The 26,491-nt window shown below is 66.5% G+C and carries 25 protein-coding genes; 14 read left to right on the plus strand and 11 right to left on the minus strand.

The window, feature by feature from the left end; translation table 11 throughout:
* Positions 1-123 precede the first annotated feature (123 nt).
* Positions 124-609 carry a four-carbon acid sugar kinase family protein gene (locus CKO41_RS14010; RefSeq protein WP_200382770.1) on the minus strand — a complete coding sequence of 162 codons (486 nt, stop codon included), beginning with the start codon at positions 607-609 and terminating at the stop codon, positions 124-126.
* A gap of 268 nt (positions 610-877) precedes the next feature.
* Entirely contained in the window at positions 878-3,097 is a 2,220-nt protein-coding gene (locus tag CKO41_RS14015; RefSeq protein ID WP_200382771.1) for a phosphoketolase family protein, read from the minus strand.
* A gap of 275 nt (positions 3,098-3,372) precedes the next feature.
* Here CKO41_RS14015 and CKO41_RS14020 point away from each other — a divergent pair, with 275 nt between their 5' ends.
* The 3 genes from CKO41_RS14020 to CKO41_RS19015 all read left to right on the plus strand — a co-directional run bounded on the left by CKO41_RS14020 (position 3,373) and on the right by CKO41_RS19015 (position 5,765).
* Complete coding sequence (locus CKO41_RS14020) at positions 3,373-4,128, plus strand: IclR family transcriptional regulator (RefSeq protein ID WP_200382772.1); 756 nt, start codon at positions 3,373-3,375, stop codon at positions 4,126-4,128.
* Between the two features lie 895 nt (positions 4,129-5,023).
* On the plus strand, positions 5,024-5,302 hold the full coding sequence (locus CKO41_RS14025) for a UPF0175 family protein (protein WP_200250706.1): 279 nt from the start codon (positions 5,024-5,026) through the stop codon (positions 5,300-5,302).
* Complete coding sequence (locus tag CKO41_RS19015) at positions 5,286-5,765, plus strand: PIN domain-containing protein (protein WP_200382773.1); 480 nt, start codon at positions 5,286-5,288, stop codon at positions 5,763-5,765. The genes CKO41_RS14025 and CKO41_RS19015 overlap by 17 nt, the downstream gene beginning before the upstream one ends.
* 275 nt (positions 5,766-6,040) lie before the next feature.
* Here the strand turns inward: CKO41_RS19015 and relB are convergent, their stop codons facing one another.
* Both relB and CKO41_RS14040 read right to left on the minus strand, forming a co-directional pair.
* Entirely contained in the window at positions 6,041-6,358 is a 318-nt protein-coding gene (gene relB, locus CKO41_RS14035; RefSeq protein WP_200250710.1) for a type II toxin-antitoxin system RelB family anti-toxin transcriptional regulator, read from the minus strand.
* On the minus strand, positions 6,339-6,725 hold the full coding sequence (locus CKO41_RS14040) for a type II toxin-antitoxin system RelE/ParE family toxin (protein ID WP_200250712.1): 387 nt from the start codon (positions 6,723-6,725) through the stop codon (positions 6,339-6,341). The genes relB and CKO41_RS14040 overlap by 20 nt, the downstream gene beginning before the upstream one ends.
* A gap of 145 nt (positions 6,726-6,870) precedes the next feature.
* On the opposite strand from CKO41_RS14040, the gene CKO41_RS14045 reads away from it, so the two are divergent.
* Entirely contained in the window at positions 6,871-8,217 is a 1,347-nt protein-coding gene (locus CKO41_RS14045; RefSeq protein WP_200382775.1) for an IS1380 family transposase, read from the plus strand.
* A gap of 386 nt (positions 8,218-8,603) precedes the next feature.
* Here the strand turns inward: CKO41_RS14045 and CKO41_RS14050 are convergent, their stop codons facing one another.
* From CKO41_RS14050 to CKO41_RS14060, 3 genes are all read right to left on the minus strand, one after another.
* A complete protein-coding gene (locus CKO41_RS14050) occupies positions 8,604-8,912 on the minus strand; it encodes a PIN domain-containing protein (protein ID WP_242464335.1) in 309 nt (102 codons plus the stop codon).
* An 11-nt stretch (positions 8,913-8,923) separates the two neighbouring features.
* Positions 8,924-9,220 (minus strand): type II toxin-antitoxin system Phd/YefM family antitoxin, encoded by a 297-nt coding sequence (locus CKO41_RS14055; protein ID WP_200251633.1) that lies wholly within the window; start codon positions 9,218-9,220, stop codon positions 8,924-8,926.
* A 165-nt stretch (positions 9,221-9,385) separates the two neighbouring features.
* Complete coding sequence (locus CKO41_RS14060) at positions 9,386-12,538, minus strand: DEAD/DEAH box helicase (protein WP_200382777.1); 3,153 nt, start codon at positions 12,536-12,538, stop codon at positions 9,386-9,388.
* A gap of 242 nt (positions 12,539-12,780) precedes the next feature.
* Here CKO41_RS14060 and CKO41_RS14065 point away from each other — a divergent pair, with 242 nt between their 5' ends.
* Together CKO41_RS14065 and CKO41_RS14070 are read left to right on the plus strand one after the other, a co-directional pair.
* Entirely contained in the window at positions 12,781-13,065 is a 285-nt protein-coding gene (locus CKO41_RS14065) for a BrnT family toxin (RefSeq protein WP_242464336.1), read from the plus strand.
* Complete coding sequence (locus CKO41_RS14070; RefSeq protein ID WP_200382779.1) at positions 13,055-13,315, plus strand: BrnA antitoxin family protein; 261 nt, start codon at positions 13,055-13,057, stop codon at positions 13,313-13,315. The genes CKO41_RS14065 and CKO41_RS14070 overlap by 11 nt, the downstream gene beginning before the upstream one ends.
* 163 nt (positions 13,316-13,478) lie before the next feature.
* Here CKO41_RS14070 and CKO41_RS14075 read toward each other — a convergent pair whose 3' ends face one another.
* Positions 13,479-13,727 carry a type II toxin-antitoxin system ParD family antitoxin gene (locus CKO41_RS14075; protein ID WP_200251639.1) on the minus strand — a complete coding sequence of 83 codons (249 nt, stop codon included), beginning with the start codon at positions 13,725-13,727 and terminating at the stop codon, positions 13,479-13,481.
* Between the two features lie 336 nt (positions 13,728-14,063).
* Between CKO41_RS14075 and CKO41_RS14080 the strand changes: the two genes are divergently transcribed.
* Complete coding sequence (locus CKO41_RS14080) at positions 14,064-16,529, plus strand: helix-turn-helix domain-containing protein (RefSeq protein ID WP_242464337.1); 2,466 nt, start codon at positions 14,064-14,066, stop codon at positions 16,527-16,529.
* A 175-nt stretch (positions 16,530-16,704) separates the two neighbouring features.
* Here the strand turns inward: CKO41_RS14080 and CKO41_RS14085 are convergent, their stop codons facing one another.
* Together CKO41_RS14085 and CKO41_RS14090 are read right to left on the minus strand one after the other, a co-directional pair.
* On the minus strand, positions 16,705-17,949 hold the full coding sequence (locus CKO41_RS14085) for a diguanylate cyclase (RefSeq protein WP_200382791.1): 1,245 nt from the start codon (positions 17,947-17,949) through the stop codon (positions 16,705-16,707).
* 969 nt (positions 17,950-18,918) lie between these two features.
* The gene (locus CKO41_RS14090; RefSeq protein ID WP_200382793.1) at positions 18,919-19,140 is read right to left on the minus strand and encodes an AbrB/MazE/SpoVT family DNA-binding domain-containing protein; all 222 of its coding nucleotides are present in this window, start codon (positions 19,138-19,140) and stop codon (positions 18,919-18,921) included.
* A 510-nt stretch (positions 19,141-19,650) separates the two neighbouring features.
* Between CKO41_RS14090 and CKO41_RS14095 the strand changes: the two genes are divergently transcribed.
* On the plus strand, positions 19,651-20,331 hold the full coding sequence (locus CKO41_RS14095) for an exonuclease domain-containing protein (protein ID WP_200382795.1): 681 nt from the start codon (positions 19,651-19,653) through the stop codon (positions 20,329-20,331).
* Positions 20,332-20,441: 110 nt separating this feature from the next.
* Here the strand turns inward: CKO41_RS14095 and CKO41_RS14100 are convergent, their stop codons facing one another.
* Positions 20,442-20,615 (minus strand): hypothetical protein, encoded by a 174-nt coding sequence (locus CKO41_RS14100; protein WP_200382798.1) that lies wholly within the window; start codon positions 20,613-20,615, stop codon positions 20,442-20,444.
* A 148-nt stretch (positions 20,616-20,763) separates the two neighbouring features.
* Between CKO41_RS14100 and CKO41_RS14105 the strand changes: the two genes are divergently transcribed.
* The 6 genes from CKO41_RS14105 to CKO41_RS14130 all read left to right on the plus strand — a co-directional run bounded on the left by CKO41_RS14105 (position 20,764) and on the right by CKO41_RS14130 (position 26,367).
* Positions 20,764-21,765 carry an AraC family transcriptional regulator gene (locus tag CKO41_RS14105; RefSeq protein WP_200382800.1) on the plus strand — a complete coding sequence of 334 codons (1,002 nt, stop codon included), beginning with the start codon at positions 20,764-20,766 and terminating at the stop codon, positions 21,763-21,765.
* A gap of 164 nt (positions 21,766-21,929) precedes the next feature.
* Positions 21,930-22,247 carry a hypothetical protein gene (locus CKO41_RS14110; RefSeq protein ID WP_200251653.1) on the plus strand — a complete coding sequence of 106 codons (318 nt, stop codon included), beginning with the start codon at positions 21,930-21,932 and terminating at the stop codon, positions 22,245-22,247.
* A 95-nt stretch (positions 22,248-22,342) separates the two neighbouring features.
* The gene (locus tag CKO41_RS14115) at positions 22,343-23,155 is read left to right on the plus strand and encodes a DUF2092 domain-containing protein (protein WP_200382802.1); all 813 of its coding nucleotides are present in this window, start codon (positions 22,343-22,345) and stop codon (positions 23,153-23,155) included.
* Positions 23,152-23,478 carry a hypothetical protein gene (locus tag CKO41_RS14120; protein ID WP_200382804.1) on the plus strand — a complete coding sequence of 109 codons (327 nt, stop codon included), beginning with the start codon at positions 23,152-23,154 and terminating at the stop codon, positions 23,476-23,478. The genes CKO41_RS14115 and CKO41_RS14120 overlap by 4 nt, the downstream gene beginning before the upstream one ends.
* 16 nt (positions 23,479-23,494) lie before the next feature.
* Positions 23,495-25,747 (plus strand): patatin-like phospholipase family protein, encoded by a 2,253-nt coding sequence (locus CKO41_RS14125; RefSeq protein ID WP_200382806.1) that lies wholly within the window; start codon positions 23,495-23,497, stop codon positions 25,745-25,747.
* Between the two features lie 29 nt (positions 25,748-25,776).
* Positions 25,777-26,367 (plus strand): hypothetical protein, encoded by a 591-nt coding sequence (locus tag CKO41_RS14130; RefSeq protein WP_200382807.1) that lies wholly within the window; start codon positions 25,777-25,779, stop codon positions 26,365-26,367.
* The last annotated feature ends 124 nt before the right edge of the window (positions 26,368-26,491 follow it).

The raw sequence follows: 26,491 nt of genomic DNA on the forward strand, positions 1-26,491 counted from the left end.
GAACAATCAGGCAGTTAGCGGCGGCGCCGTGGGCCCAGACGGCTTCCGGCCGCTCGACTTCCGGTGCCCGATTCGATTATAAGGCATTGTTCTTGCGATTGAAAACGACTTTCCGTCCAGGCACTAGCTGTGCCTGTAGCCGAACACCGAATCCTTCGCGAACTCGGTTTGGTGGACGGGGACCGGCTCACCGTCCACGAGCAGATAGTGCGTGCTGTCGCGCGTCACGCGCCCGGCCTCGATAAAGGCCGGGACGAGGAAGTGCGCATCGAAGGGGCCGAGCTCCGCGGCCATGATGTCGGTCTCGACCGGGTAGTGTCCGCGAAGGGTCGAGTCGGAGCGGCTGACCATCACCGGAACAGGCTCGCAGCCGACCTCGGCCAGCTCGGCCAAGGCCTGCTTCAGGTTGACGCAGACCTCGCGCGTGATCGCCGCGGCACGCGCGGAATCCATGCCGCGGGTGTTGGTCAGCACGAAGAACAGCGGCGAGTCGTCTTCGAGCCCCTGTTTCAGCGTCTCGACGTCCCAGCGAGTCAACAACAGGCAGCCATGGACTGTCTGAGAACCGGTGGGATCGTCATCCAACGCAATGATCTTGGTCTTTTTCATCCCGCTCTTTCCGAGGTGATGCGCATCGGGCACACCGCTCGCCCAAAGGCGGCAGCGACCCGGTGTGGGCTTGGCTCGCTGATCGAAGAGCCCGTTCGACAGCTTGCGGGCTATCCCCGCTAGCGCAAGGGCACCTTGAAAAATTCAAGGTGCCCGCGCGGGGCAAGGATGCCCCGCCATTTTCAGTCGCCTAAGCGACTGAAAATGAAGCGAAGCGGAAATCGCATTTTCGCTTCGCGTCTTGAAGAATTGCCCGGATGGCAATTTTTCAAGGTCCCCGCGAGACCCGGGCGACGATCTCGCTCGCGGTGATGCCGTTGAACGCCATGAGCTCCTTCGGCGACGCGGTGGTCTCGCCGCGCTGCCAGCAGATGGTGTCGCGCCTGGCGGCACGCGTGCGCAGCATCACCGGCTCCAACGGGGCGCTCGGACCGCCCGAAACGCCGATCAGCATGTCGCCATCGAACAGGGCATTGAAGCGTTCGTCGTCCATCAGTTCGCCGTCGGGCTGCGCGACGCTGCGCCAGGCGAGGTCGCTGGGCCGATAGAGCTTGCGCGGATTGATCACGGCAACGATGCGCACCCGGTAGCCATGCGCCTCCAGCTGCTCCCTCGCCTCGAACACGGGCAAACAGACCATGTCGCCGGTCACCGCGAAGACGATGGTGCCGCGCTCTCCGCCTTGCGACTCGTAGAGGGTCGCGGCACCCTGCCGCACCGCGTCGCGCGCCTCGGCGATGCTCAGGTAAACCGGCAGCGCGCTCTTGGAGGCGATGATCACCATGCCCTTGTTGTAGCTGCCCACGGCATATTCGTAGGCCGCCTGGATGGCATTGGCGTCGCACGGAAACAGCGGATAGAGGTTGCCGTTGCGCATCATGCTGCCGAGATAGCCCTCGATCTCGGGGCGCTGATGGGTCCAGCCGTTGCGGCCCTGCTCCAGGGCACCGGCGGTGAACATGCAGACCACGGACGGCGTCTTGCGCCGAAGCTCGGCCATGGCCTGGGTCACGGTCTGGACGATCGGCCAACCGTTGATCGCGAACGATTCATACGAGAGCCAGATCGAACGCGCGCCGAACAGGGCGAGGCCGGCGGCCAGGCCGGCGCAGGCGTCCTCGCTCAGCGGCTCGTAGACCTGACCGGTCGGTGTCTGGTTGTACAGCGGGTCCTCGGTCGGATGACGGATCTTGAGCGCATCGTTGATGTTCTTCATCGCCGAGGCCTCGTTGCCATCGGCATTGGTCACCAGATAGCGCGGATCGGCTTGCCCCACCTGGGCCACCAAGGCGCCCATCGCCGTGGCAGGCACGGCCTGCTCGCCCTTGGGGAAGTCCTGCATCCGCAACTCGGGCAAGGCCGGGAGCTCGAGCGCGTGCTCGGTGACCACGGTCTTCACGGACGGGCCGCCACCGGCGCGGCTCAGGTTGTCACGCACGATCGCCCAGCCCTCGGCCGGGATGGCGCGGCGCTTCAGGCCCTCGATGATGTGCGGTTGATCCAGCGTGTCCTGGGGATAGAGGTTGTGGGATTTGGCGCCGACGGTGTGCACCCCGGCGCCCTTGAGCTGCTTGATGATCAGCGCCGTCAGCCGGCCGGAGCGTGCCGAGTGTGCGGCCCGCTCCGCGCCCTTCAGGATCGCCCTGGTGAAGGCCAGACGCTGTGCGAACGAGAAACGGGTCGAATCGACGTAGGCGCCGTCCTGACCCGCGTCGTCGTAGTCCTTGGCGTCGACCAGGATCACCTCGGCAAAGCCATGCCCTCGCCAGTAAGCGATCATCTGCGCATTGCTGTGCAGCGAGACCATCGAATGGTGCTCCTGCGAGTAGCCGTTCCAGATCAGGACCGGCAAGAAGTTGGTGTTCTCCGGATAGGCGGTGTGGAAGTGCATCATCGAGCTCAGGACATAGGGCTCGCCCATGCCGCCGTCGCCGATGGTCACCGGAAACAGCTTGTCGCGGTGCAGATAGGCACCGGCCATCGCGAAGTGCTGGCCCTGGCCCAGGGGACCGGCCGGGGCCAACAGGCCGGGGATGGCCCCCGACAGGTGGCCGAGCAGTCCGTCGCGCTCGCGGAACCTGGCCATCATGTCGTCGAAGGTGTGGATGCCCATCTCCTCCAGCGAGGAATCGAGGAACATCGCCGAGTAGAAGCCGGGCGCGTGATGGCCGACCTCGGTGATGATATTGGTGTGGCCCAGCATCATCAGCGCGGCATGGACATCGGCGCTGGAGGCATAGCCGCCCGGGTGACCGGAACCCTTCGCGCCGCAGGTCTGGAGCGTGACATATCGCAGCGCATCGGCGCTCAGTAGGGTCTGGTAGACCACGCTGTCGTCGTCGGTGCTGCCGATGGCGGTCTCACCCTCGGCAATCACGGCGGTATTGGCGTACTTGTCGAAGTCCGGCCATGACTCGCCGAAATACTGGATGCCGCGACAGAACGCCGGCAGGGGCGAGAGGGCTTCGGCCGTGTTGGCATGGGTCATGGGCGGATCCTCGGCAATGGTTTGCGCATTTCAGAAGGAGAAAATATTTCGTATAGTGAAAAACAAAGGCGAAGCAAGGGGACCTTGAAAGATTCGAGGTGCCCGATCGAAGCGGAAATCGCATCTTCGCTTCGCGTCTTGAAAGATTGCCTGGATGGCAATCTTTCGAGGTCCCCGCGAAGAGGCCGGCTAGGCCCGGTTGAGACGACCCCGTTGAGGCGAAAGTAGCGACAGGATCAACACTTCACAAGACGAAATCGTTTTCACGATACGAAATGCCACAATCGAACCCGTCCATCCAGGTCATCGACCGCGCGGCCCGGCTGCTCGACGCGATCGCCAGCTACAGCGAGCCGGCCAGCCTGAAGCACCTCTCCGCCGACACGGGCCTCCATCCCTCGACCGCCTTTCGCATCCTTGGCGCCCTGGCCAACGTCGGCCTCGTCGAGCGCGACACCCAAGGCCGCTATCGGCTCGGCGGCACGATCGTGCGCCTGGCGCAAAAGGTCCGTCATGTCGCGGACATTCGCGAAGAAGCCTTGCCGATCATGGAGACCCTACGCGACCAGGTCGGCGAAACGGTCAATCTCTCGATCCGTTCCAGCGATGAGCTGATCTACATCGAGCGCAAGGCCTCGCCCAAGATGATCCGCGTCGAGCAGGTCATCGGCAGCCGCGCCCCACTGCATGTCACAGGGGTCGGCAAGCTGATGCTCGGCCGCCTGGGGGAGACCTTCATCCGGGCCTATGCCGAGCGCACTGGACTGCCGGCCTACACGCGCCACACGCTGCCGCTGGAGCGGCTGCTCGCCGAGAGTCGCCTCGCCATCGAGCGTGGCTACGCCCTCGACAACGAGGAGGCCGAGGAGGGCGTCGGCTGCATCAGCGCCCTTGTACACGACGCCAGCGGAGAGGTTGCCGGGGGGCTGTCGATCTCGGCACCGATCGAGCGGCGCAAGGACGAGTGGATTCCGCTCCTGCAGGAGGCGGCGAAAGGCATCTCGAAGCGGCTGGGGTTTGTCGAGCGATAGAAAACCAGACTCTGAATCCAGCTCACGCCGCCTCTGCAAAGAGGCAGTTTAACTGTCATTCCGAATGGTGCCGGTCGACGCCATTGCGCCCAAGAAGGGCTCTCAGCCTCCAGCCTCCAGCCTCCGGCCTCCGGCCTCCAGCTATCAGCCTCTCACAATCCGCCACTGAGCTATCGAGTGGAGATCTTCTGGGTTCACCTGGCCGGTGACGGCATCAGGCGTCGAAAAGCGCGGCAAGACAGCGGCTGGAAGCTGGTCGAGACCGGCCGCCCCGACCTCTGGGCCGGTGATTCGGCGACCGCGGCTGGCGGTCCGCACCCGAGTCGATCTCGGCAGGTCACGAACCAAGACGTTCCTGAGATGCGCTGAGCACGCTGGCACCCTCGTCCTCAGGGAGAGGAGTGGGCCGGGGAACGGACACAGGCGCAGCGACATCGCATCGTTCGGGGTGGCCACATCGCCCCACGATCATTCGCGACGAGATAGCCACGCAGCACTCTTGCGCGGCGCGACGATGCCGCCCGTCGACGCCTTCCGCACCAGTCGGCGGAAGAAGCAGTCGAGTCGATGAACGATTCTGAATCCATCCTGACCCGCGTCCCCCCTAGCTCACGGACCGAGGCGTCCTTCCCATCGCCGGCCTCCCGCGTCTCGGAACCTCGTCGCCTGGAGTAGGCCGAGGCGGCCCTTGACCGCCGTTGCGTGGAGCGGCAGGATTCGGCCGAATCCGGACATTGGTGTCTTGTCGCCTGTGGTCTGGCGTCGCGAGGATAGCAGACACTTGCCAGCACCACTGATTACACATACTGTCTTAGGAAGTCCTCGCCGCCCTGGCTTCGCCTGGTCGATTGGGCGAACATTAGCGATACGCCCACGCACCCTCGAGCATTTGGCCATGAGCAATACCTTGTCCGTGGATTACCCCGAGACCTTCCCCGATGCCCTGCATATGTCCCGTGCGGAGTTTGAGCGCGAGGCGCGTCTGGCCATGGCCGCCAAATTGTTCGAGACCGGCAGGCTCAGCTCCGGCCAGGCCGCCGGCCTGATCGGGATGGGGCGGGTAGCCTTTCTCGCCGAGCTTGGCCGCCTAGGGGTATCCACCATCCAGGTGGGCGCTGATGAGTTGGAGGGGGACCTCGCTGCTGCCGAGGCTGCCGGTGATCATCCTCAATAGCAGCCCGGTCATTCACCTGACCGTCGCCTTGGGTGGGCTCGACACCCTGCCGGCGCTATACGGCCAGGTGTTGGTTCCGGAGCCTGTGCTCCGGGAGTTGGAGGCCGGTGCCCAACTGGACGACACCGCCCGGAGGCTGCGAACCGTCTCGGGTGTCGAGGTGTACGCCTTGGCGAACGGGGTTTCGCCGCTTCTGGCTGGCGAGTTGGATCTCGGCGAGGCGGCGGTGATTCAGCTCGCACTGGATCTTCCGGGGGCCACCGTGGTGCTGGACGACCTCAAGGCGAGGCGCGTTGCCCGCCGCAGTTCCATCCCGATGACGGGCTCCCTCGGCGTGCTTCTCCACGCCAAACGGCGCGGGAAGCTGGACTCGGTGGCCCAGGCCGTCGAGCGTATCCGCCGTCATGGCGGTTGGCTCGCCAACGACGTGGTCGAACGCGTACTGGTCCTGGCCGGGGAGTGACCCGGCGTGTCGAGGTCCGGTCTTCTGCGCGCGTGGCAGAAGGAACCACCAGATAGCATCGTCTGGTGATCTCGCTACAGCGGATGTTCACGTCGCCAAGGAAGCCGACCGCATAGGGTCGTTAGCGGACGTTGGTCTTTCGCGGCTGCTCTGGAGCAAAATGTCCCGATTGTGATCCTAGGCGCAAAAATTCCGCTACTGCCTGTTGTTCGATTCTTCGAACTGATCAGCGAGGATCACCGCCACGCGCTATCTGTCGACTCGGGGCCCAGCGTTCAGGCGATTGCCTGAATCCCCTTTTTCTCGATGACGGTCAGCAGCCGCAACGCTGGCCCGCCGGGCCGCTTTACGCCGCGCTCCCAGTCCGAGACCAAGTTCTTGCTGACATTGAGGTAACGGGCAAAGACCGGCTGAGAAAGATGCTCGCGCTCGCGCAGGGCGCGAATGGCCTCGGGAGACAGGGGCTCGACCGGCGTCAGACAAGCCTCATCGAACTCGCGCATGGTCTGCTTGTCGATGGCGCCCACCTCCTGTAGGGCTTCCATGGTTTCGTGGATCGAGGCCATCGCGTCGCTACGATACTGTTTCGCCATCGTGTTCAACCTCCGAGAATTGTCCTTTTAGGATCAGCGCATAAAGCTGTTCGTCCGTCAGCTTGAGGACGTGCCGCGCCGCCTTCTTGAATGCGGCTTCTTCCTCGTTGCTGATGTTGGCCTGCTGGTTTTTGGCGAAGCCATAGACAAAGAAGGCACGATGCCTCTGGCAGTACAAAATCAGGGTCCGATAGCCTCCAGCGCGGCCCTGCCCAGGGCGAGCCACACGCTGTTTAATGAATCCGCCGCCGAGATCGGCATCGATTAGACCCCGCTCCGCTCGACGGACGGCTTCGCGTAACATCTCATCCCGGATCTTCTGTTTGCGCGCAAAGCGCTCGAACCAAGCGTTCTTGAAGATCCTGATGTGTCCTTACGCCCCGATTTTAAGTCACACTGAGTGTTACCTGATTCCGTGAACTAAATGGCGCGCCAATGGGGAAATCGCGTTACAGAACAACAGGATGACGGTAAAATAGGCGCATTCATGGACTCACCCAACAGGTGCTGAGTTGCGCCGGTTCATCATCACGGAATCCGAAGCCGATCTGACTTCCCATGCTGGACTTGGACTCATCGGCCTGGCCTTGAATCAATGCACTGACCTGGCGGGCGATGCGGGGGTGGTCTCGCCGTTGCGCCGCGATGCGATGCCGCACGCGACGATCCTCGCAAGCTATATTGCTTTGTTGTGTCTGGGCAAGAGTGATTTCGAGGCCATCACGGGGTTTCGGGACGACCCCTATTTTCGCGAGGCGCTCGGGCTGGATCGGGTGCCCTCGGAGGGCATCCTGCGCCAGCGCATGGATGCCCATGCCGCGGCCTACCAGGGCGTGGTGGAGGCGGCCGCCATCGAGTTTCTGCGCCGCAGCGGGGCGCGGATCACGCCGCTGGAGAATAGCTTGGTGCCGCTCGATTGCGATGTCACACCCTTGGACAACTCCCAATCGAAGAAGGAGGGAGTTTCGCGAACCTACAAGGGCGAGGACGGCTATGCCCCGATCGCCGCGTATCTGGGCCAGGAGGGCTACTGCGTGGGTCTTGAGCTGCGCCCGGGCAGCCAGCACTGCCAGAACGGCACGCCGGAGTTTCTCCAGCACGTCATCGGGCGCGCCCGGCAGCTGAGCGCGGCGCCGTTGCTGCTGCGTCTGGACAGCGGCAACGACGCGATCGAGAACATCGCTGTGGTCGAGGCGCACAACGAGCAGGATGAGCCGGGCGCCCCGGTGCACTACCTGATCAAATGGAACCCGCGCCGGGAAAGCCCTGAGAAATGGCTGGCCTATGCCGAGGTGCACGGGGACTGGAGTGAGCCCCGCCCGGGCAAGCGCGTCGCCCTCTTCGAGGTGCGCGAGACGCGCACGCATGCCGGTTACGCCTATCCCCTGCGCCGGGTCATGCGGGTCATCGAGCGCCGCATCGACAAGCGCGGCCAGCGCCTGCTGGTCCCCGAGATCGAGATCGAAGGCTGGTGGACGAGCCTGGAGTACGAGGAGGAGACGATCATCGCGCTGTACGCCGATCACGGGACCTCGGAGCAGTTCCACAGCGAGTTCAAGAGCGATCTCGACATCGAGCGCCTGCCCTCGGGGAAGTTCGCCACCAACGCGCTGGTCCTCGCCTGCGCCATGCTCGCCTACAACATGCTGCGCTGGATCGGACAGAACGGGCTGCTCGGCCCCGATGCCCCGCGGCGTCATCGCGCCAAGCGGCGGCGCATCCGCACCGTGATGCAGGAGCTGATGTACCGGGCCGCGCGGCTGATCTACACCGCCCGGCGCATCAAGCTCGCCTTCGCCTTCGGCTGTCCCGTGGTGGGCGTGTTTCGCCGCCTCTACCTGCAGCTCGCCGGCCCCTGAATCCGCTCCTTCCCAGCCCATCCACCTCCGCGCTCGATCGCGGCGGTGTGCTATTGTCTGAAGCCCGCGGATGCGCACATCGCCAGCGTTTCGCGAACCGATTTCTCGCCGCGGCGGTTCAATTCGCAGCGTATTCCTTGCCCTCAGGGGCAATCCGGCAGGCGTATTGGCGAGAAGCGAATACATGCGTCATTCACGTCACGGATTCAGGGGACCTTCAGGCCTCCTGGGGGCCACCGAGCCTCGTCGCAGCCGCAAAGTCGGCGCGGATGACTGCTACGTAACCTCGGCTCTCCAGGGATCGATGGCGGTCACGCCCGCAGCGACAAAATCACTGGGATCTCGCGTCACCACCGCCAGGCCATGTCGGGACGCCGTGGCTGCGATCAGGACGTCCGGGTGGCTGAGAGTATGCCCGGCCTTTCGACGGCCTCAATGATGAGACGCCAATCCAGCAGGATGTCTTCGGTGATGGCCAACACCCGGTGCGCAAACATGGGCCTGAGGCGATGATCTAGCCATTGCCTGAGCTCGGCACGACGAGTTGGCTCGGATACCAATTCGATTCCGAACCGGATCTCGGCAAAGGTCACCTCGCTGACGAAGAGGCTATCCAGGGATTGTGCGCTGACGAAGTCGACGACGGCGGGTGACGGCTTCTTTCGTCGTAGCTCCGAGAGGACATTGGTATCCAACAGCCAGCCACTCATAGCGTCACGGCCCGAACCGGCCCCTTGATCTTCGGGTGCTCGAAGATCACATCGGCGAGTGGCGAGTCCGCCATCAGGTCCACCAAGGCGCGGCCAGTGGGCTGTCCCCGCAGACGAACATAATCCTCCGTCGAGAGGACGACGGCTCGTTCTTCCCCATTGACGGTCACATGCTGGGGTCCACATTCGACTGCCCGGCGAACGACTTCACTGAACCGGGCCTTGGCCTCCTGAAGCTGCCAGCGGCCTGTCTCATCAGGGCGAGATGCTTGCTGAACTCGGCGAGGGCTCATGGTTCGACTCCAAGGTGGTCAGGTTGACTAGACTCTAGCCCCGAGATGCCTGTCCCGCAGGCGCCCGATGCGCTGTGGAATGCGAGCGGCCGTCTTGGGCCCAGAAGCAGGTGGCGGAAGAAGCCACCTCGGTGCCCCGCCAGGAAATCGCTTCCGGCAACCACGTCAGACCCGACGGCTCGGGTCGGCTTGGGCCTCGATGAAGACCGCAGCGTCGTCGGCAAGTGCCGCGAGCAGGGGCTCGGGGACGGCGGCGGCACCCTGGGCGAGGGCCAGCGCGCGCATCAGCAGGGCGGCGTCCTCCGGCCCGAGCCGGCCGTCGGGCAAGGCCTCACTGTAAAGCCAGATGCCGGCCTGCTGCGGTGTCGGCGGCTCGTCGCGGCCGGCGCGTTGGGCCGCCGCGGCGAGCAATGCCCCGAGCAGCAGGTCGAGCGCCGGCCCCGGACAGCCCTGCTGGATCAGCAGACGAGCAGCCTCCAGGCCCTCGCGCGCCTTGCGGGCCAGAGGGTGCTCGGCGACGACGGCCAGGCCCTCGACCGGCGTCTCGGCCGGCTCGTAGACGGGCTCGGCCGCGGCGATCGGCGAGGCGGCGCCGAGCCGGCTCAGGCTGGCGAGCGTGCGGCGGTCGATGAGGGCCGTGGGCACGCCCTCGGACAGGTCGTCGACCGCCGCCTCGTCGCCATCATCGACCCGATCGAGCACGACGAGCAGCCCGCCGGTCGCCTCGCCGGGCCGGCGCTGGCCGAGGATCCGCAGGATGCGCACGCCGAAGCGCCGCTGGAGCCCGAGGATGGCGTCGCGCACCGCCTCGTCGAGGGCCGCGAAGCGGCTGACCGCGGCGCTCGGCTCGGTCGGCGTCGGCATCGATACCGGGGTCGCCGCCGGCTCGGGTGCGGCTTCGTCCGGTGCGACAGCGGCCGCCTCCGACGCAGGCGGCTCCGCGGCGCTGGGTTGGCCCGCCAGGTCCTCGGCCAGGACCTCGGCGAGGCGCCGCGAGACGCCGACCACGTCCTCGGTCGCGTTCGGGTCGACGACGTTGTCGAACAGGTGCCGCTTGCCCTGCACCAGCGCCAGGACCCGCTCCTCGTAGGAGGCCGGCGCGACCAGCAGGATCGCCTGCACCTTCTGGCGCTGGCCGAGGCGATGGACGCGGGCGATGCGCTGGTCGAGGACGGCCGGGTTCCAGGGGATGTCGAGATTGATCAGAACCGCGGCGTTCTGGAGGTTGAGGCCGACGCCGCCGGCATCGGTCGAGATGAAGACCTGCACCGCGTCGTCGTCGCGGAAACGGTCCATCAGCGCGCCGCGCTTGGCCGTCGGCACGCCGCCGTGCAGGCGCACGCTGCCCAGGCCCAGGCGCCGTACGCGTTGCTCGACCAGCTCGGTCATCCGCTCCCACTGCGAGAAGACGACCGCCTTGAGGCCGGACATCCGGCAGAGCTCATCGAGCAGGGTCTCCAGCTCGTCGAGCTTGGGCGCCTCGGTACTCTCCTTGTCGACCAGGCCGGCCGCGTTGCAGGCCATCCGGGCGCGCTGCAGGGCGGCCATCATCCGGTTCTGCTCGCCCGGCGTCAGCGGCCGGCGCTGCATGATCTGGGCGAGCTGCCCGGCGGCCTGCACGGCGTCGTCGTGGATCGCCTGCTGCTTGCTGGACATCGGCACGTCGATCCGCTGGACGATGCGCTCGGGCAGCTGGTCGCGGACCAGCGAGCGATCGCGGCGCAGCATGACGGCGGCGAGGCGCCGGCGGAGCTCCGAGAGATTGCGGTAGCCGAGGACCTTGCCGCGCTCGTCGGTGATATGGAAGTCGACCATGTAGCGCCACAGCGGGCCGAGGACCCGCGGGTCGATGACCTGCATCAGGCTGTAGAGGTCCTCGAGGCGGTTCTCCAGCGGCGTGCCGGTCAGGACGAAGGCGTAGCGCGAGCCGATGCGTTTCACGGCGCTCGCGACCTTGGTGCGCCAGTTCTTGATGCGCTGCGCCTCGTCGAGGATCAGCAGATCCGGGCACAGCTCGGCGTTGATCAGCTCCAGGTCGCGCAGGACCAGCTCGTAGTTGAGCACATAGAAGCCGGTCCCCTTGCGGTATTGGACGCCACGGGTCGCCGTCGGCCCCTCGATGACATGGGCCTCGGTGCCGGTGAACTTCTCGATCTCCCGCGCCCACTGGCGCTTGAGCGAGGCCGGGCAGACGATCAGGGTGCGCTCGACGCCGTCATGGCGGTGCAGCCAGTGGGCGGCGGCGATCGCCTGAAGGGTCTTGCCGAGGCCCATGTCGTCGGCCAGCAGCGCGCGGCCACGGCCGGCGAGGAAGGCGACGCCCTCGACCTGGTAGGGATAGAGCTTGGCGCGCACATCGGATAGCCGGCCGCCGCCGGCGCGGATCCGCTCGCCGATCTCGGCGGCACGCACCGCGCGCGCCGCGTCCTCGGCCAGCCGGCGGGCATGGGCGAGCGCATCCTCGCCGATCTCCAGGTCGGCGCGCCCGGCGACGCGCTCGACGAAGCGCAGGAAGTCGTCGGGGACGCGCAGACGAAACCGCCCGGTCGCATCGAAATGGGCCTGCAGGATCGGGCTCAGATCGGTGGCCGTCTCGGCGCCGCGATGCAGCCGGATCGTCGGCGCCTCATCGCCTGCCCAGTCCAGCCAGACATAGGCGGTCGGCGGTGGCAGGTCCTTGATCCGGGCGAAGTCGGGCCGCTTGGCGATGCGGTGGCGCACCGCCTCGATGTGTTTGCAGGTGCCAAGCTGGTTGGTCGCGAAGTCCGGGCAGGTGCAATGGTTGCCGCGCCGCGCGAGCGAGCGGATGTCCACCCGGTACTCGGTCGGGAAGTGGGTCGTCGACTGGAGCGAGCAGGCGCTCCAGGGGCCGAAGCCGGTCTCCTCGGCCGCCGCCGACAGCGGCCGGACCTGGACCTCGGCGCGGGCCTTGGCGAGGCGCTCCTCGAGCGCCGCCTGGGCGGCGTCGGCGATAAGCCGCTCCTCGCCCTGACCCTTCGAATAGGCGAAGAGGGCCGCTAGGGCATGCACGCAGAATCCGCGGTCGGCCTCGACCTCCGGATCCCCGGCCTGACAATCGCAGCCGGCGAGCAGCGCGCCGTCGGCGCCGACGACGATCTCGACCTGGAGCTTGTCCCCCGAGCGTGCATCCTCGACCTCGGCCCAGAGCCCCTCGGGAGTGCGATCGAGCGCCGTCACGCGCCGGTCGTTGCAGTGCTGGACCGCCGTGCGCACCACCGACGGCGCGGCCAGGGCCTGGATCTGGTCGGTATCGAGGCGCAGCGGATCGGACTCGGTCGGACGGGCGTCAGCGGACATCTCGGCTCCTCGGCGGCGATGGCAGAGGCGCATGGTACGACAGTCGCGACCGGACCGGAGCGCCCCATCGTTCGGCCTCGATTCGATGACGCGCGCCGCCCGGGAGATATTGCCGACAGAAACGGGCCGGGGCTTGCCGGGGCAGATAAGCCGCGCTCACCGCGTCCCGCGCCTCTCCATCCAGGTGGATCTTCAAGAAACGGGTCGGGTTGGAGAAGCGGCCTTGCTGATGCATATCCAGTATGCATAATGACAAGATGCATCTCGAATACGACCCTGCTAAACGTGTAGCCAACCTGCGTAAGCACGGCGTCGATCTCGAAGATGCGAGACCGGTACTATTCGACCCTTGCGCACTGGTACGTGAAGACCAAGACGCCGCGGAGGAGCAGCGTTTCATCGCCGTCGGCTTGGACGCGCTAGGACGCCTGCTTACGGTCGTCTACACCTATCGTCCGCCGGACGTCGTTCGACTGATCTCGGCGCGCCCGGCAACATCCGCAGAGAAGCGAGCTTATGAAGCCTGACTACGACATGAAAGGCGCACAACGCGCGACCGAGATCGAGCATTTGAACCGCCTGCGTGCCGGCAAGACGCGAATCACAATCATGCTGGACGACGACGTGCTCGATGCCTTTCGGCGGAAAGCGGACGAGCAGGGCATGGGTTACCAGACCCTCATCAACCTGGCCCTGCGCGAGCACCTCGGATGTCGACCGCTGGACGAGGAAGCCTTGCGGCGGGTGCTGCGAGAGGAACTGCACCGAGCCGCGTAACAAGCACTCGCTTGTCGTGGTCAGTGGTCCAGCCGCCCCGCAAGGCGCTCGCCGCGCAGAATTTTGCAAGGGAATACTGCTGGGATGCGCGAAAGGACGACATGGCCCCGTCGAGGCCCCAGCCGCACCGAAGGAGAAGCCCTGCGGGGGGGGCACCACCCCCTCATCCCTCACGATCCATTTCCGCCAGCAGACCTTGAAGGGAGTAATTCTCGACGAACTCGCCCCGCCGCGCTTGCGCTTCGCCCTCGGAGAGATGCCCCCGCAAGGCAGCGAGCCTCGCGTTGCGCTCCTCCAAGTGGCGCAGCGCATCGCGCACGACCTCGCTTGCCGAGCCGTATCGACCGCTCGCGATCTCGTTCTTGATGAAGACTTCCCAGTGTTCGCCCAGACTCAGGGACGTTGTGGCCATGCCGCACCTCGAATATTCACTATCAACAAATATGAATATAGCGGAGGCCCTACGACCGGGGAATCTGCGGCCTCCCGCTGGACGCGGCTGTCGATCGGCTCGACACCGGGTCCGGCGCCCGGATCATGGGCCGCATGGCCACGCCGCCGGTCGGCGCCATGTTGACCGTCCCCCTGCTCGGCCTGGTCGGCGTATCCAAGGCATGCGTCGCACGCGGCGACGCCGGAGCACGGTTGCCATCTCGACCGACGACCGCCTGCTATGCTGCACGCATGTATGGTTTGTCCGCGGACCCGCTCACGGCAACATGGAGGCTGATCTCATATGGATAGGGTCATGCCGAATCCGCAGTTGGAACTGGCGCGGGAGTTCGTCCACGCCACCGACCACAATGTCTTCCTGACCGGCAAGGCCGGCACGGGCAAGACGACCTTCCTGCATGCGCTGAAGGCCGACTGCCCGAAGCGCATGATCGTCACCGCACCGACCGGCGTCGCGGCGATCAACGCCGGCGGCGTCACGCTGCACTCGTTCTTTCAGCTCCCGTTCGGCCCCTTCGTGCCGGGCGGCGACACGGAGCGCCAGGCCGCGGCGCACCGGCTGACCCGGCAGAAGCGCGACATCATCCGCAGCCTGGATCTGCTCGTGATCGACGAGATCAGCATGGTCCGCGCCGACCTGCTCGACGCCGTGGACTTCGTGCTGCGCCGCGAGCGCCGCTCGGGCCGGCCCTTCGGCGGCGTGCAGCTCCTGATGATCGGCGACCTGCATCAGCTCCCGCCCGTCGTGCGCGACGACGACTGGACCATCCTGAAAGGGTTCTACGACTCCGGTTACTTCTTCAGCAGCCGGGCCTTGCAGGCGACGGACCTGGTGCCGATCGACCTGAAGCACATCTACCGGCAGTCCGACGCGGACTTCATCGAGCTCCTGAATCGAGTCCGGGACAACCGCCTGGACGAGGCCGCGCTGGAGCGGCTCAATGCCCGTCACCGGCCCGACTTCAGGCCGGATGGCACGGACGGCTGGATCACGCTGACGACGCACAACCGCAGCGCCGATCAGATCAACGAGGCGCGCCTGCGTGCGCTCGGCGGCAAGCCCCGGACCTTCACCGCGCGCATCGAAGGCGACTACCCGGAGCACAGTTGGCCCACGGCGCAGACGCTGACGCTGAAGCCGGGCGCCCAGGTCATGTTCGTGCGCAATGACGGCTCCCCGGACAAGCGCTGGTTCAACGGCAAGATCGGCACCGTGACGAAGCTGACGCACGAGTGCATCCTCGTGCGGTGCCCCAACGAGGAGGCCGACCTCGAGGTCGAGCCGGTGACCTGGGAGAACATCCAGTACCGCCTCGACGAGCAGACCAAGGAGATCACCGCCGAGGTCATCGGCTCCTTCACCCAGTACCCGCTGCGTCTCGCCTGGGCCATCACGATCCACAAGAGCCAGGGGCTGACCTTCGAGCGCGCCGTGATCGACGCCGGCGCGGCCTTCTCCCACGGGCAGGTCTACGTGGCCCTGAGCCGCTGCAAGACCTTCGAGGGCCTGGTGCTCTCCAGCCCGATCCCACGCCGTGCGGTCATGACCGATCAGGCCGTCGCCCACTATGTCGACGAGGCGACCCGCCATCCGCCGGACCGCGCGCAGCTCGAGCGCGCGCGCATCGCCTACCAGCAGCGGCTGCTCGAGGCCTGCTGGGACTTCGGCGAGCTCGGCGCCCGGCTGCGACGGCTTCGCGGCCTGCTGCGCGAGAACGAGCGGGTCATCGACGCGCGCGGCCTCGAGGCCATCGACGCGGTCAGCCGCCAGACCCAGGACGAGGTCGTGACCGTCGGCGAGCGGTTCCGTCGCCAGCTCCGCTCGCTCTACCGCGAAGACCAAGCCCCGGAGGACGACGCCCGGGTGCAGGAGCGCATAGGCAAGGCGGCCGCCTATTTCGCCGGCAAGCTCGCCGAAGGGCTCATCCCCTGGCTCGAGACCTTCGTCGTCGAGACCGACAACAAGGCGCTCGGCAAGGCGCTACGCCAGACCGAGGACGCGCTGCGCCAGGCGCTCGCCGTCAAGAGCGCCGCCATCGAGAGCTGCCGGGAAGGGTTCTCGACGACCGCGTATCTGGCGGCCGTGGCCAAGGCCCGGCTCGACGCCACGCGGCGGCCGGCGCCCAGACCTGGGACCGTCCCCGAGGCGGCCAGCGACGACACCGAGCACCCGACGCTGCTGGCGGCCCTGCGGCGCTGGCGTGCCGAGAAGGCCGAAGCCGAAGAGCGGGCCGGCGAGACCCGCTACCGCATCCTGACCCGTGCCGTCCTGCGCCAGATCGCCAACGCCCTACCGGACAGCAAAGAGGCCCTGCGCGCCGTCGACGGCCTCGGCAAGCGCACCGTCGAGCGCTATGGCGAGGAGATCCTCGCCCTCGTCGCCGAGCACTGCCGGCAGCACGGCATCGACCCAGCCGCAGTCCCACGCCCGGTAAAGCCCAAGGCACCCGCGGTCGAGACCGACACCAAGCGGCTCAGCTATCAGCTCTACCGCGACGGCCTGAGCATCCCGGACATCGCCCGGCACCGCTCGCTCCAGCCCGCCACCATCGAGGGCCACCTCGCCCATTACATCGGCACCGGCGAACTGCTCGTCGCGGACATCATCGACGCCGAACGGCTCGCCCGCATCGAGGCCGTGCTCGCCGAGTTCGGCGCCGAACAGCTCGGCCAGGCCAAGCAGACCTTGGGCGACGACTGCTCCTACGGCGAGCTCAAGATGGTGCAGGCGCATCTGGCGCGCAAGACGCCACCTGATTAGCAAGATGCTTCAGCTACCATCGAAAAGCCAGAGAATCCCAATACCGATGTGCGTATCTGGCGTTCGTAAGCTGCCGTTATTTTTGCGCTTTCACGTAGCCTGGTCACCAGGTTCTCGGTCGGATCTCGGCTCGGCTGAAGAAGCTTGCTAATCAGGTGAATCTTTCAAGGTACCCTTATTGCACCTGCTTTTTCCGGCGTGTCGTGATGGTCGGCGAGGCATCTCCATCCGCCTCGACCCGGTTGCGTCCGCATTCCTTCACGCGGTACAGCGCCTCGTCGGCGCGTCGGATCAGCGCCTCATGATCGCGCTCGTCGGCGATTTCGACCGCGTCGGCGGCGTAAGCGGCGACCCCGATGCTGATGGTGACGATGCCGAGTGGCGACGCGGGATGCGGCATGCGCCGTTCAGCCAGATTCGCACGGATTGATTCCGCGATCGCCAGCCCGCCGGACAGCCCGGTTTTGGGCAGGACCATGACGAACTCCTCGCCGCCGTAGCGGGCGCAGAAGTCTCCGCCCCGGCGCAGGCTGCCGCGGAGCAGCTCGGCGACCGAGCGCAGACAGGAGTCGCCAGCCTGGTGGCCGAAGGTGTCGTTGTAGCCCTTGAAATAATCGAGGTCGCAGATCAGCAGCGATAGCGGCATGCGCTCGCGGCGTCCGCGCCGCACCTCGTGCATCAATTGGTGGATGAAGAAGCGCCGGTTGGGGATATTGGTCAGAACATCGAAGATTGCTTGATGCCGCATACTTTCATAGGCACGACCCAGCATCCAGCCCATGATCAGGATGACGGCCACGCCCGCTAGGGCGATGGCCAGATGGCTGGCGACCAGCGCCGCGATCGGGAGCGGTGCCAGCGAGGGCAGGGTAATGCTGATGCCGCCGCGCACGTCGCCCTGACGGTAGCCCTGATCGGCGTGACACTTGAGACAGGGCTTTTCGGTGAACAGCGGGGCCATGTAGCGATAACCCTGGCGCCCGCCGGCACCGAAGACCTCTCCTATCTCCTTGGTGCCGGTCTCGAAGGTGCGTAATGCCTCGGCCTCCCAGGGTTGCGGGGCGTTGGCGGGGCGAATGGGCTTGAGGCTGGTGATATGAAACTGCACTCCCGTCCCCTCGGCTGCCAGCTCGGCGAGTTGACGGGTCATATAGGCCGGATTGACCTTGGTCAGGGTCAGACCGTCGTCGAGGCGGATGTCCCGGCGCGGAACCTCGAGATAGGGATTCGGCTGCGTCTGCTCGGTGACCGGCACATAGAGCCCGCCGTGTTCGGCATTCCAGTGCCGCACAAGCACCAGCAGATCAAAAAAGGCGCGGGCGGCCTCCAGCGCTAGCCCCTCGCGGTATTGCTGCGCCTGGTGGAGATTCCAGCCGAGCGAGCAGGCGACGATCCCCAGCCACAGGAGGACGCCCAGCAAGAGTTGAGCCGGACCTGTGTGCCGGATCTCACAGGGCGCTCGTGCTCATCGGCGCTTGCATGAGTCGATGGATCGCGCATTGACACCGTCGGAGCGGCCTTCATGGCAGGGGTTCGCCGGACGCGGCACAAGAGGGAATCGATCTTCGAAGCCGGCCCGCTGCGGCCGCGGTCCATGGGATCGGCGCCTGTTGTCACTTCGACCGAAATTCTATCGTGATGGGAACCACAATACGAAACGTTCGGTCCCGATGCCAGCCAGTCTTCCTGCGTCGCCGTGCCCGCTTCCGCGGGTGATCGTCGAGCCCTGGAACACCGTCTCACAGCCAACGAAAGCGAACCGCTGGAGGCGTGGATTGGCCTCGCGCTGGGCTTCGTAGCGAGGCATGCGCAAGCTGAGGATGCGCCGGAAACCGAAGCAAGACCGATCTTCGCTGCGAAGGTAGGAGCTGGGACCAGGCCTCGCATCGGACACAACGGGGTCAGACCCTGAGGTATCCCCACAAGAATGGGCCTCGACGGCGAGTCGGTACGAACTGGGAGCTACGAACTGGGAGCTACGAACTGGGAGCGCCGGCTTTCAGCCGGCTTCGCGCGCGGGGGCTCGATGCCCCCGGCGCGCGACCTTCGGCGCTGAAGCCAGGAGATCACCGATAAGCGCCACTGGATGGCCGCTGCGCACGTGCCCTTCTACCGGCCCAGACGCCGCCAACGCGGCATCGAGCCGCGCCGGCGACGAGCCGGCTAGAAAGCCGGCGCTCCCAGTGAGCCGCGCGACGGCGAGATGGCTCGGATTGCGAGAGCCGGCTTGCGTGGGCAAGTCGACCTACGCCACTGCGGTTTAGGCCTCTTGTCCGGGAATACCTCAGGGTCAGACCCGGTTTTCGCTCGGGCTGGTGACGCTGACCGATGGGGGTCCGGTTTTGCTGGATCAAGGCTCAGGGCACCAGGACATTGGTATCGATGCCGATCACCGCCACGGCGACATCTGGTCGATGGGAACCGTCGGTTGCCCCTCCCGCTGAAGGCAGCCGCCTAGACTGGCGAGACGGCGGTTCTTCGCCCGCAGGAGGACCGTGCCGTCCGGCAGCAGCCTAAAGGTCAACCGATCGCCGGCAAGCAAGCCAAGCTGATCCCGAATCTCCTTGGGAATCGTGGTCTGGCCCTTGCTAGTCAAAGTCGTCTCGGACATCGCGCGGTCCTGATTTCTTACTTTTTGCATTCTAGCGGAGAAGGTGGACTGACAAACCCCGTGCCTCGCCATCCGCTGCCGGCCCGATCGGCATAGGAGACGGGGTCACCAGATCTCGCATGGTGGCATTTCGCCCATGCCGGACAGGGTGCGCCGTCAGCGACCCACGCGGTGCGATAGAGCGAGCACCCTCGCCCTTGCGAATCTCATCGACGCCGAGGGGCTCGCCCGCATCGCAGCCGTGCTCGGCGAGTTCGGCGCTGATCAGCGACCGGACCGCGCTCAGGATGGCGCGGGGACGGCAGGGATGGCCGACGGGTGAGCGGGCCTGATCGCGGTCATCGGAGCCATTGGACGGCACCGGAGACGAGGGCCTGTGGACGCGCTATCCTGCGCCCGAGCCCAGCGGACACGGTCCCCATCCGCGAGATGACGACCGGTCCGCGCTGCCCGACCGCGCGAACCCTTGGCGCGGTGCGCCCCCCTGGCCCGAACCCTGGAGGTCCTGCCGTGGAACCCGTCGTGGTCATCGACTTCGAGACGACGGGGCTATCCCCGGATCACGGCGATCGCGCGACCGAGATCGCCGCGGTCCTGATCCGCGAGGGTCAGATCGTCGCTCGGTACCAGAGCCTGATGAATGCCGGCCGGCGCATCCCGGCCTTCATCACGCAGCTGACCGGGATCACCGATGCGATGGTGCGGGCGGCGCCACCGGCCAGCCAGGTCATGGCCGAGGTCGCGGACTTCGTCGGCGACCATCCGCTGATCGCCCACAATGCGGCCTTCGATCGCCGGTTCTGGGAAGCCGAGCTGCGGCGGATCGGGCGGTGCAGCGCGCAACCCTTCGCCTGCTCGATGCTCCTCGCCCGGCGCCTGCTGCCCGAGGCCCCGAATCACAAGCTCGGCACCCTCGCCGAGTTCGCCCGGCTGCCGGTCACCGGCCGCTCCCACCGCGCCCAGGCGGATGCCGAGATGGCGGCCCATCTGACGCTGTACCTGGAGCAGCGGCTGATCGAGCGGTTCGGGCTCGCGGCCGTCACGCATCCGCTGCTCGGGGAGCTCCAGCGGACCCCGAAAGGCCGGCTCGCGACCTGTCTGGGGCGCTACACGCAGCGCGGCGCCGACTCGGCGACCGCGGCCAGCCATGGCGGCGGCGCGCCCAAGGCCCCTGGGCCGGCGCGACCCTGACCGGGCTCCCCCCGTGGCGGCGCCCGCCGTCTCAAGCGGGCGAGTCCAGCCAGGCAACGAAGGCCCGAACCCGGGCACGGGCCGAGCTGGTGGCGGAGCGACGAATCAGATCACCGTGCCGCGATGAGGTTGCCCAGGGTGCGATAGCGATCGACGCGCATCAGAGACCAGTCGCCTTGTTGCGTTTGCACCCGTTGCGCGCCCGGCACCAGCGTCTCGAGCACGGCCAGCGTGCCCTCCACGAGAGCGGTATAGTCGAACAGATCGAAGACGATGTCGCCCACCCGGTTGGGCCGGCACGGCTCGAACCAGAATAAGAGTCGGCATGGGCACATCGGCCGCCCGAAGGGTTATCGACCTATGGAATGCTGCGATCCCAGACCCCGCCGGTGGTCGACTGGTCTGGCCCTGGTGGACGACGGGGCGGTCCGCATGGCGTCGCTGTTGCGCCTGCCGGCACTGCTCGCGGCCATGGGGGCCGATCCGGACGGCGTGATCCGCGCGGGTGGCGGCGACCCGGCCGCCTTCGACGACCCGGACAAGACCATGCCCTTTCCGGTGCTGGGCCGCCTGCTCGACCACTGTGCACGGGCGACCGGCTGCCCGCATCTGGGGCTGGAGCTCGGGCGGCGCGCTGGGCTGGACGCCCTGGGCGTCCTGGGGGAGATCGCCCAGACCGCGCCGGATCTGGGCAGCGCCTTGCGGTTCTTCATCCTGCACCTGCATCTGCACGACCGCGGAGCCGTGCCCCTGCTCTGGGAACGCGGTGACCAGGCGATGCTCGGCTATGTCATCCATTGGCCGGACGTGCCCGGCACCGAGCAGATCTATGACGGCACTGTGGCGATCATCTACAACATCCTCAAGTCACTGGCCGGTCCCGGCTGGCGACCCAACGGCGTCTGGCTGCACCGTCCCCCGCCCGAGGACAAGGCGCCCTACCGCGACCATTTCCAGACGCGGCTGCACTTCGCGGCCCAACACGCGGCCGTGGGTTTCCGTGCCGAGGATCTCCGCCGACCGCTGCCCGGATCGGACGCGCTCGCCTATGCCGCCGGACTACGCGAGGTCGAGGCACTGGAGGCCTTCCGCGACGTCGATCTACACGAGCACATTCAGCGGGTACTGCGTCGACTCTTGATCGCCGGTGCGCCGGCGAGCGAACTCCGGCTGGAGCCGGTCGCGGCGCTCTTCGGTCTGCACGTCCGCACCCTCAATCGTCGGCTGCGGGCCGAGGGCACGAGCTTCAAGGCGCTGCTCGACGAGACCCGCTACCGGATCGCGCGCCAACTGTTGCGTGATACGCAACTGCCCATGCAGGAGTTGGCGATCACGCTCGGCTATGCCGATGTCACCGCCTTCATCCGGGCCTTTCGGCGCTGGTCCGGGGTATCGCCCACCGCGTGGCGCTCCTTACGCCGACGCGCTACCTGATCCGGCGCGCGCCCAGGGGCGCGAAAATGTCGTGAAATGTCAACCAAGCGACCGGGCAATTGGACATAATCACCGCGCCGGCGGCGATTGACCCTTGTCATGGCCCGCCGGCAGCACCCTTCAGGTTCGACGTCCAACCACTCACTCAGAGAGGAAGCCGACGGATGCTCCATTCAAGAGTCAAGGCGAGCCTCATCGCCTGCGCCGCCCTGCTCGGCGGATTGGTCGCGGAGGTCGGGTTCGACGGCGGTCTTCTGGTCCCGGAGGCGCAGGCCGTGATCGGGCGGCCCATGACGCCGATGAGCTATGCCGGTGTCGCCCGTCGCACCACACGCCGCGCCATCTATGTCACGTCAGTGTATCGAGCGACGCTACCCGTCGGCTGCACGACCGTCATCATCGAGGGGACGACCCTGCATCGATGCGGGGCAACCTACTATCAGCCCTGGGGTGGCCAGTACGTGGTGGTGCAGATCCAATAGGCCCCTGGATCCGGCGATCTCCGGTTACAAGACCGCTCTCCTCATCACCATTCCGACGCATTCATTCGGACCCACCCCCCCCGGACATCCGTGCCATGACGACATCCACCCCAAGCGTCCCAGCCCCTCGGCGCGTCCGCCTCACCGCCATCTCCATGATGCTGGCGGCCTCGCTGATCGGGACGGGTTCATTCGCCCAGGCCCGCGAAGCGGATGCCCTGGCCATCCTCGAGTCGATGACGGACTATGTGGGTAGTCAAACGAGCCTCGAGTTCAGCTTCGACAGCTCCATCGAGGTCATCACCCCGGAACTGGAGAAGATCCAGTTCACCAACTCCGGCGGGGCGCTGCTGAACCGACCCGACAAGCTGCGTGCCCACCGCGTCGGCGGCTATGCCGATGTCGAGCTGGTCTTCGACGGCCGGACCGTGAGCATGCTCGGCAAGTCCCGCAACGTCTATGCCCAGTTCGATGGACCCGAGAGCGTCGATGCCCTGATCGAGGCCCTGCGCTCGGGCCAGGGCGTCGCCTTGCCAGGTGCCGATCTGCTGCTGACGAATGCCTACGAGGTGCTGACCAACGGCATCCTGGAGGCCAAGCACATCGGTCGCGGGGTCATCGACGGCCTGGAGTGCGAGCATCTGGCCTTCCGCAACCGCGATACCGACTGGCAGCTCTGGGTGGAAGTGGGTGAGCGGCCCATCCCGCGCAAGCTGGTGATCACCAGCAAGACCCTGAACAGCGCGCCTCAATACACGCTTCAGGTCAAGGACTGGAAGACCGGTGTCACGCCGGCGGCCGATGCCTTTGCCTTCACCCCGCCCCAAGACGCCCAGAGGCTCGAAGCCCATGAACTCGTCGATCTCGACGAGCTGCCCCCGGACGCCGCCCCTGGAGACAACCCATGATCGGTAGATCGCTGAAAACACTGGCCCTCCGCTCCCTGGCCGTGGGGGGCTGGTTGCTCGATGGGTCGATCGGCCCCGGGACTCACCTCAGTCAGATCGCCACGGCTGAAGCCGCCGTCGGCGCACCCGCGACACCCGTGAGCTATGCGGGCGTGGCGCGGCGCACCACGGCTCGGGCCGTCACGCCAGGAGTGGGCGCGCCCGGGGCCGGGGGCGTGGGCGGACCGGCCTCGGGCGTCGGGGTGCTGCCCGGCGCTGGCGCCGGCCAGGCCGGGGTCGGCGGCAACTTGGGTGGACCCGTGAATCGGGTCGGCGTCCGCTGATCGTCAGAGAACCCTCATGCTCCGAAGGCCCCTGATCCTCGTCGTCTTGGCCGTCGCCGGCTGGCTCCTCAACAGCGCGACCGGCTTCAGCCCACCATCCGGACCGATGGCGAGCGCCGACGCCGCCGCCGCCGCCCAGCGCCCACGGATCGGCCTGGCCCTGAGCGGCGGCGGCGCACGCGGCGCAGCCCATGTCGGCGTGCTCAGGGTGCTGGAGGAGCTGAAGATCCCGGTGGACTACATCGCCGGGACCAGTATGGGCTCCATCGTCGGCGCCCTCTATGCCTCGGGGATGACCCCGGACGAGATCGCCCAAGCCTTGGAGGAGGTGGATTGGGACGAGGTCTTCACCGACGCCACTCCGCGCGACGAACGCGCCTTTCGTCGCAAGCAGGACGACAAGCTCAATCTGATCCAGCACAAACCCGGCCTCAAGGATGGCGAGGTGCGGCTGCCGATGGCCCTGGTCGAGGGGCAGAAATTCGACCTGGCGCTGCGCCGGCTGCTGTTGCCGGTATCGGAGGTGCGCGACTTCGACCGGCTGCGGATCCCTTATCGCGCCGTGGCGACCGATATCGCCACCGGCAAGGAGGTGGTACTCGAGCGCGGCGATCTGGCCCAGGCGGTCCGGGCCAGCATGGCGGTTCCCGGCGCCTTCGCGGCGGTGGACATCGACGGACGGACCCTGGTCGATGGCGGCATGGCCAACAACCTGCCGATCAGTGTGGCGCGCGAGATGGGCGCCGACATCGTCATCGCCGTCGACATCAGCACGCCGCTGCTCACCCGCGAGGAGATCAAGTCGGTCCTCGGCGTGGTCGAGCAGCTCACCGGTTTTCTCACGCGCGGCAACACGGAGCGCCAGATCGAATCCCTGACCCGGCGGGATCTGCTGATCGTGCCACCGCTCGATGAGGCGGGGATCGGCAGCGGTGACTTCAAGCGCGCCACCGAGGCGATCGCCATCGGCGAACGGGCCGCCCGCGACCACACACAAAGGCTGGCGGCCCTGAGCGTGTCGCCGGACGCCTATGCCCAGTATCTCGCCGCCCACCCCAACCCGAGACAGGGGGCCGCGCCCGTGGAGCGTCTGGCGTTCGTCGAGATCGAGAACAACTCGTCGATCAGCGATGCCGTGATCGCGGCCCAGTTCGATGTGCATGCGGGCGATCCGCTCGATGTAGATCGTCTGGAGGCCGGCATCGCGCGTGCCTACGGTCTAGGCCATTTCGAGAAGATCGGCTATCGGCTGGAGCGACGCGACGGGCGACATGGCGTGGTGGTGCGGGCTCAGGAGAAATCCTGGGGCACCAACTCGCTGCAAACGGGACTGCAACTCTATACGAGCTTCGGCGACGGATCGGATTTCAACCTCGGCGGCGCCGTCACCTTGACCCCCTTCGGCGCCAATGCCGGCGAGTGGCGCACCTTGGTCAGTCTGGGCGAGGAGCAGCAGTTCATCACAGAGGTCTACTATCCGCTGGATCCGGCCCAGAAATGGTTCGTGGGCGGCGATCTGGGGTATGAGTCCAGACTGTTCCGCCTGTTCGACCAGGACGCGGACCGGGCGCTGGCCGAGTACGACACCAGTCGCCTCGGCGCCCGTCTGAGGTTCGGACGCAATCTCGACACCTGGGGCCGGTTGCAGCTGATGTACGACCGGTCGGTCGGGAAAGCCGAGGTCACTGTCGGCGCCCCGGATCTGGTCGACTACGACTTCGACGTGGGTCGGCTCAGCCTGCTCGGCGCCATCGATACCTACGACGACTACTATTTCCCCAGCCGCGGCTCACTCGGCAGTCTGTCCCTGACCAGCTCGCGCGAAGGCCTGGGCGCAAGCTCCGACTACGATCAGGTGGAGCTCGACTACAGCGGGGTCATGAGCCAGGGCCGACATGCCCTGCAGGGCGGCGTCACCCTGGCCACGACCCTGGACGAGGATGCGCCGGTGGAGGCGCTGTTCCAGCTCGGCGGCTTCATGCGTCTGTCCGGACTCGAACGCAACGCCCTGAGCGGTCAGCATCTGGGCCTGCTGCGCGGCCTGTACCGCTACCGGCTCAACGATGTGCTGGTGCCTATCTATGCCGGCGCCTCGCTGGAACTGGGCAATGCCTGGGACCGGCGAGACGAGATCGAATTCACCGAGGCCCGTTTGGCCGGCAGCCTCTTCCTGGCGGCGGACACCCCGCTGGGACCGCTCTTTCTCAGTTACGGCAACACGGAAGGCCGCGATCAGGCCGTTTATCTGATCCTGGGGCCGCCCTGGTAATCCTGGATTCGAACCGAGGAGTCATCACAATGGCGATGAGATTCGACGGATCGCTGCACCTCCCGGCGTCGCTCGCCGCCGCGCTGATGGCTGCGCCCTGGGTCCAGGCCGATGAGGCGGCGGACCTAGCCAAGCAGTTGGCCAACCCCATCGCCTCCTTGATCAGCGTGCCGCTGCAATACAACACCGACACCTATGGCGGGTTCAATGACGGGGCCACCAGTGACCGGCTAGTGATCCAGCCGGTCATCCCGTTCGCGTTGAATGAGGACTGGAATCTGATCACGCGCACCATCGTGCCGCTCGTCGAGCAACGGGGGTTTCCGGTCGAGGCGATGAACGAGTCGGGCCTTGGCGACAGCACCCTCAGCCTGTTCTTTTCGCCGAAGGCGCCGACCGCCGGCGGCTGGATCTGGGGTGCGGGGCCGGTGATGCTGCTGCCGACGGCGACCGAGGAGGCGCTGGGCACCGAGCAATGGGGTCTGGGACCAACCGGCGTGGTTCTGAAGCAGACCGGGCCTTGGACGGTCGGCCTGCTGGCCAACCATCTCTGGTCCCTGGCCGGCGCGGACGACCGCGACGCAATCAACGCCAGCTATCTCCAGCCGTTTCTGAGCTAGTGCCTGGAAGAAAACCCCGTTGAATTCAAAAAAACCGCTGGCCTCATGCCGCCCCGGCGGCGGCTTTTCATTCGGATCGAGGCCGTCAGCGAGGAATACGGGGGGGCGATGTGAATTGCTTTCA

The sequence above is a fragment of the Thiococcus pfennigii genome, assembly GCF_016583835.1.
Taxonomy (GTDB): Bacteria; Pseudomonadota; Gammaproteobacteria; order Chromatiales; family Chromatiaceae; genus Thiococcus; species Thiococcus pfennigii.